The sequence below is a fragment of the Thermodesulfovibrionia bacterium genome, from assembly GCA_030646035.1.
Taxonomy (GTDB): domain Bacteria; phylum Nitrospirota; class Thermodesulfovibrionia; order UBA6902; family UBA6902; genus JACQZG01.
The window spans coordinates 1-1,037 of the sequence record JAUSMY010000063.1; the positions used below are offsets into that span (position 1 = coordinate 1).

Annotated in this window: 2 protein-coding genes; both read left to right on the forward strand. The window is 46.6% G+C overall.

All coding sequences use genetic code 11. The features are described from left to right. Positions 1-231: 231 nt before the first annotated feature. Positions 232-642, forward strand: coding sequence for a hypothetical protein (locus Q7U10_12210; protein MDO8283361.1), 411 nt, complete (start codon positions 232-234; stop codon positions 640-642). A gap of 35 nt (positions 643-677) precedes the next feature. Further along, positions 678-1,037, forward strand: a 360-nt coding sequence (locus Q7U10_12215; GenBank protein ID MDO8283362.1) for a helix-turn-helix transcriptional regulator, incomplete at its 3' end; no start/stop codon positions are given.

Consider the following 1,037-nt stretch of genomic DNA (forward strand, 5'->3'; position numbering starts at 1 on the left):
ATCGGCGCTGGCGAATATTTTCGGCAAGCCGTTGTTGAGCTTTGGTCAATGTTATAAGTAACATGGGTGTATTACTATATCCCTCAAATTGTCTTCTAATAACATTATGGTATTAGTAGAGCGGTCTTTCAAGCTCGCCCACAGGTGTTCTTTGCGGCGAGAACTGCATTCTTCTGCTATTACTTAAGTACATGGAGTGAGTAATTATCAGACGACTTGCGGTTTATATATATGTTAACTATAGTGGCCGTTCATCCTGAAGTCTATGAGGGACCGGCATACAAGGTGGTTCATTGTCGTGGTGCACCGGAGAGCCTTGAGCGTGCACTTCTCGGAGTTGAAGCGCGAAAGCGCCAGAAGATGAAATTCGCCTTGGCCTTGCAGATCGAACGTCTTGCAAACGGGCAGTCGATGTCAAATGAGAATTTTCCGGAGGAGGGCGATCTTCCTTTTAGCCAACTGACTGGCCGCAGAGCAAAATTCAGAGCGTTAAAACGTTTACCAGTGCGCGGATATTGTTGGCTGTCCGGCAAGCATCAAAACACGTGGTTTATAAGCCACTACATCAAGAAGGATTTTAATAAACTGCACGAGTCTGATACCCAGAGAGTTCACCATAACTGGCGTGCGTTGGAGGAATAGTGACTGCAAGAGAGCTTTTCTATCATCAGGACAAGGTGTTCACCACCGCCGAAGACAAGGCGTACGCTCGAGAAGAGCTGGTCTATAACGTCACCGAGGATATTCTTGTTGTCATGGAGGAGATTAAGGTACCAAAGACAGAACTGGCGCGGCGCCTTGGAAAGTCCAGATCTTATGTCACCCAGATACTGAGTGGCGTTCGAAATATGACTCTGGGCAGTCTTTCCGATATCTGCTTTGCACTTGGCGTAAAACCGTGTGTTCAGATTATCCAGAATAAACAGGTGCCTTCCTACACTACTGTGGGTTGGACCAAAGAATCTGCCAATTCAAATGACTTCGGGTATGAGGTCAAATCACAGCGTAAGCTTGCCAAAGAGAATAAAGAGGTCTGG

What these genes read in the sequence shown, in the direction of transcription:
- Q7U10_12210 (MDO8283361.1), top strand. Translation starts at nt 232, where the DNA reads ATGTTAACTATAGTGGCCGTTCATCCTGAAGTCTATGAGGGACCGGCA.